This window comes from Micromonospora deserti (assembly GCF_003236335.1).
In the GTDB taxonomy this organism is placed as follows: domain Bacteria; phylum Actinomycetota; class Actinomycetes; order Mycobacteriales; family Micromonosporaceae; genus Micromonospora; species Micromonospora deserti.
In genome coordinates, this window is the sequence record NZ_POUB01000360.1 from 1 (window position 1) to 5,021 (window position 5,021).

Annotated in this window: 3 protein-coding genes and 1 pseudogene; all 4 read right to left on the reverse strand. The window is 76.6% G+C overall.

The window, feature by feature from the left end:
- Window positions 1–1,859: ABC transporter ATP-binding protein (locus tag C1I99_RS29170; protein WP_146604080.1), on the reverse strand; the 1,859-nt coding region annotated here is incomplete at its 3' end.
- A 93-nt stretch (window positions 1,860–1,952) separates the two neighbouring features.
- Window positions 1,953–2,546: a TetR/AcrR family transcriptional regulator gene (locus C1I99_RS29175; protein ID WP_233512778.1), complete on the reverse strand. Its 594-nt coding sequence runs from the start codon at window positions 2,544–2,546 to the stop codon at window positions 1,953–1,955.
- Between the two features lie 38 nt (window positions 2,547–2,584).
- Complete coding sequence (locus C1I99_RS29180) at window positions 2,585–4,819, reverse strand: YhgE/Pip family protein (protein WP_111137406.1); 2,235 nt, start codon at window positions 4,817–4,819, stop codon at window positions 2,585–2,587.
- Window positions 4,816–5,021, reverse strand: a pseudogene (locus C1I99_RS34320) (hypothetical protein); the annotation flags it as partial. The pseudogene C1I99_RS34320 and the gene C1I99_RS29180, both read right to left, overlap by 4 nt.

Sequence of the window (5,021 nt, forward strand, 5' to 3'; positions counted from 1 at the left end):
GGCCCACCCGGCCCGACCGGCGGCAAGGCAGGCGGCTCATCCGGCGCGGCCGACGCCGCGCCCGGCCCATCCGGCGCGGCCGGCGCACCGGTCCGGTCGGCCAGTGACCACGGGTCGTCCGGCTCCGGGGCGGTCAGCAGGTCCACCCCGCCGGACCGGTGGCCCGGCGCGGCCCCGACGTAGGCGGTGGCGTGGCTGGTGGCCAGCAGTTGGGCGAAGCGCTCCGAGGAGCGCAGCGGCCCGGCCTCGACCACCGCCCCGTCGGCCATCACCACCACCTCGTCGCAGCGGCGTACGGAGGAGAGCCGGTGCGCGATGACGATGCCGATCCGGTCGCGCAGCAGCCGCTCAGTGGCCTGCTGCACCCGCGCCTCGGTGACCGGGTCGAGGCGGGCGGTGGCCTCGTCGAGGATCACCACGTGCGGGTCGCGCACCAGGATCCGGGCGAACGCCACCAGCTGCTCCTGCCCCGCCGAGAGCACGTGCCCACCCTCGCCGAGCCGGGTGGCCAGGCCGTCGGGCAGCTCGGCGATCCAGCCGGCCAGGCCGAGGTCGTGCAGCGCCCGGGCGGCGTCGTCGAGCAGGTCGGGGTCGAACAGCGCGACGTTCTCGGCGAGCGTGCCGGCGAGGATCTCGGTGCGCTGGGGCACCAGCGCGATCCACCGGCGCAGCTGCTCCACGTCGAGGTCGAGCAGGTCCCGCCCGGCCAGGAAGACCGTTCCCGGCGGCAGGTCGACGGCCCGGGTGAGCACCTTGGCCAGCGTCGACTTGCCCGATCCGGTCCGCCCGACCAGCGCGTACGAGCGGCCCCGGGTGAAGGTCAGGTCGACGTTGCGCAGCGCCGGGCCGCGCGCACCGCCCGGGTCGGCACTGGGGTAGCGGAAGGTGAGCCCCCGCACCAGCAGGTCGCCCTCGGCCGGCGCGGCCCCACCGGCCGGCTCCTGCGGGGAGTTCTGCAACAGCTGCACGCGGCCCCAGGCGCCCAGGGCGTACTGGAGTTCGGGCACCATCCGGCTGACGTGCTCGACGGTCATGCCGAACCCGATGGCCAGCAGCCAGATCGCGGTGAGCCGGGCCCCGTCGACGCGGCCGGTGGCCAGGGCCCACGCGCCGCCGAGCACCACCGCCCCGATCCCGGCGCGGGTGGCGCCGGCGGCCACCGTGGTGACCCGCGCCGACATCCGCCAGACCCGGACGCCCCGGGAGAGCACCTCGGCCGCCCGGCGGGCGTAGAGGCGCAGCACGTACGGGCGGGCCAGGCTGGTACGCACGTCGTCCTGGCCGTGGACGGCCTCCTCCATCACCGCGGCCAGATCGGACCAGGCCTCCTCCTCGGCCATCCGGGCCGGGGCGATCCGCGCCGTGGGCCGGCGCAGGCCGACCGCGAGCAGGGCGGTGAGCAGCAGCATGCCGATCCCGGCCGGCCACCAGACCGCGAGCGCGACGACCGTGGAGAGCAGGCCGCCGGCCAGCCCCTGGGCGATCCGGACGCCCTGGTTGCGCACCGCCGCGGCGACCTGATAAACATCGCCGTCGATGCGGTCGAGCAGCTCGCCGACCGGGGTGGTCTCCAGCGTCGGCAGGTCCTGCCCGAGCGCCACCCGGCACAGCCGGCGTCGCACGTCGGCGGACCAGTCCGCGGTGTGGCCGGCCATCAGCAGGCTGACCACGAGGTCGCTGAGCACGGCGGCGACCAGGGCAAGGGCCAGGACGGCGAAGAACCCGGCGGACCGGTACAGCAGCACCGGGCCGGCCAGCGCGGCGGCCGCCGCCTGGCCGCCGGCGCCGAGCACGACCAGGCAGGTCACCACCGCCATGCGGCGGGGCGCGGTGGCCCACAAGTCCCGGAGCAGACGCATGGCGGAGTCCTTTGCGGGCGGCGGTGACGGAGCATCCAGCCTGCTCGGTGAGGCCCCGGTCGCTCAACGCATTTACCGGCCGGCCGGGGTGGCTCAGGCGCGGGCGACCCGGCGGACGATGCCGAGCAGCGCCTCCTCGACGTCCTCGATCGGGCGGTCCGGTTGGAAGACCAGCCAGTCCACCGCCACCACCAGCCCGACGCCGAACAGCGCCGACGAGGCCGTCCGCACGTCCAGGTCCTCGGGCAGCTCACCGGCGGTCACCCCGGCCCGGACAGTTTCGGCGATCACCTCGATCGCCTCGCTCCGCAGCAGCCGCAGGGTCTGCTGCCACTCCCGGTTGGTCCGCCACATCTCGGAGAGCAGGAGCTGGGCGAAGGCTCGGTAGCGCCGGATGTACGCCAGCTCGGCGCGCACCAGCGCGGCCAGCGCCTCGCGCGGCGGCTGCCCGGCCACCGCGGCCCGGAAGTCGGCGGTGAGCAGGCCGACGCCGTGCCGCAGCAGCTCCTCGAAGAGCACCGTCTTGGACTGGAAGTTGTAGTAGACGGTGCCCTTGGCCACCCCGGCGCGGGCCGCGATGTCGTCCACGGTGGTGGCGGAGAAGCCCTGTTCGGCGATGAGTTCCACGGCAGCCTCGAAGAGGCGTTGGCGGGTGTCCTCCCGCCGCCGCGCCCGTCCGTCCCTCACTCGCCCTCCCCGCCCGCGTACCCGGCCCGTCAGCATCCTCACATGGCCAGTTCGGGGTGCAGGGTGGCCGGGGTCAACCGCCGGGAGCGGCGGGCGGCGAGGCCGGTGAGCCCCAGGGCGGCCAGACCGAAGCCGGCCAGCACGACCGCCGCGGTGAGCACCGGCCCGGCCGCACCGCCGTTGATCGTGTGCCGCAGCCCGGCCACCACGTAGCTCATCGGCAGCCAGGGGTGGATCGCCTGGAAGAAGCCGGGCGAGGTCTGCACCGGGTAGGTGCCGCCGGACGAGGTGAGCTGGAGCATCAGCAGGGCCAGCGAGGCGAGCCGCCCGGCCGGCCCGAGCTGCGCGCCCAGCCACTGCATGATCGCGGTGAAGGCGAGCGAGACCAGCGCGAGCAGCCCGACGGTGGCCGCCGGCCGTGCCGGGTCCAGCCCGAGCACCAGCGTCACCACCGCGAAGAGCACCCCGGCCTGGGCCAGGCCGATCGCCGCGGCGGGCAGCCAGCCGGCCAGCGCGACCCGCCAGGCGGGGGCGCCGGACATCACGTGCCGCCGGTTGACCGGCCGCAGCAGCAGGTACGTGACCATCGCGCCGACCCAGAGCGCCAGCCCGAGGAAGTACGGGGCGAAGCCCACCCCGTACGAGCCGGCCGGGTTCCGTGCGGTGCGCTCCAGGGCCACCGGATCGCCGAGGATCGCGGCGCGGGCGTCCGCGTCGTCGTACCCGGGGATCTCCTCCGCGCCCGCGGCGAGGCCGTCGGCGAGGTCGCCGGCACCGCCGCCGAGGCGGGTGAGCCCGTCGGCCAGGTCACCGGCGCCGCTCTCCAGCCGGGTGAGCCCGTCGGCGAGCCGTTCGCCGCCGCTGCTCAGCCGGTCGAGCCCACCGTCCAGTTCGCGGGCGCCCGTGGCGAGCCGGAACAGCGCGCCGCGCAGCTCCTCCGCGCCGGTGGCCGCGCTTCCCAGGCCGTCGCGCAGTTCGGCGCTGCCGGCGGCGAGGGTACTCAGCCCGTCGGCGAGTTCGTTGACCTTGGCCCGGGCGGCGGCGACGTCGCCGGCGAGGTGCGGGGCCGCCTCGGCGATCTTCCGGGCGGTGGCGGCGACGGTGGTCATCCGGTCCCGCAGCGCGGCCAGGTCGGCGTCGTCCAGCGCCCCGGAGACCGCGCGGGCCGCTGTCACCGCGGCCTGGGCGGCGGTACGGGCCGCCACCACGGTCGGATCGTCGGCGAGTTCCGGGTGCTCGGCGACCAGCGCGTCGAGACGGTCGCGGACCTGCTCGGCGCGGGTGACCGCGTCCCGCGCCCGCCGGGGCAGCGCGTCCAGCCCGTCGGCGAGTGCCTGCGCTCCCTCGGCGACGGCGGCGGCCGACTCGGCGATCCGGTCCGTGTTCTCCCGCAGCACCGGCCCGACCCGGTCGGCGGCGCCGTTGACCTTGTCGGCGACGGCACGGGTCCGGGTGGCCGCCCGGGCGGTGCCGTCGGCGAGCTGCGCCGCGCCGGTACGCAGCTCGTCGAGCCCGGCGGCGAGTTGGTCGGCGCCCTGCGCGGTCCGCTTCAGCCCGCCGGCGAGGGTGCCCGCACCGGACGCGGAGGCGCCCAGCCCGTCGGCGAGACTGCCCGCACCGGCCCGCGACGTGTCCAGCCCGTCGGCGATCTTCCCGGCGCCGGCCTCCGACTCGCCGAGCCCATCGGCGAGTTTGCCCGCCCCGTCGGCCGCCCGCCCGATCTCGGCCTTGGCGTCGGTGAAACCGACCAGCATCCTGGCGAAGTAGCCCTCAGCGGTGCTCTCCGCGGCGGCGGCCCGGATCTCGCTGAACGCGGACCGGGCGAGCAGGCCGGAGAGGTAGTTGGTGGCGTCGTCGCTGACCACCTTCAGCTCGCCCCGCCGGGCCGGCTGGCCCGGTTCGGGGCTGGCCGCCAGGGCGGCGGAGAAGTCCTCCGGGATGGAGAAGATCAGGTGGTAGCGCCCGCTGCGCAGGCCGGCGGCGGCATCCCCCGCGTCGGTGACCTGCCAGCCGAAGACCCGCCGGTCCAGTAACTCCTCGGTGAGGTCCCGGCCGGCGTGGACCTGGCTGCCGTCGCCGGCGGTCACCTGCCGGTCGGCGTTGACCAGCGCCACCGGGATCCGGTCCATCCTGGCGTACGGGTCCCAGAAGGCGTAGAGGTAGAGCGCGCCGTAGAGCAGCGGGATGACGGTGAGCACGGCGAGCGCCGCGCGCGGCAGCCGGCCGCGCGTCATGCGCCGCAGCTCGAACCGGGCCAGGCGTACGACGCTCATCGGATCCCCTCTGCGATCTCGGCGTCGGCTCCGGCGGGTCCGCCGGCACCACCGGTCGGCTCACCGACCCCGCCGTCGCCGTCGTCCCGGTCACCCGGCTCGCCATCGCCGGGGTCCGGCTCACCGGCCCCGCCGTGGCCCGCGCCCGGCCCGCCGTGGGCGGCCCGCGGGTCCACGGGGTGCTCGGGGGGCGGCGCGGCGG

Coding starts and splice junctions, on each gene's coding strand:
- C1I99_RS29180 (WP_111137406.1), bottom strand. CDS start 4,819: ATGAGCGTCGTACGCCTGGCCCGGTTCGAGCTGCGGCGCATGACGCGC.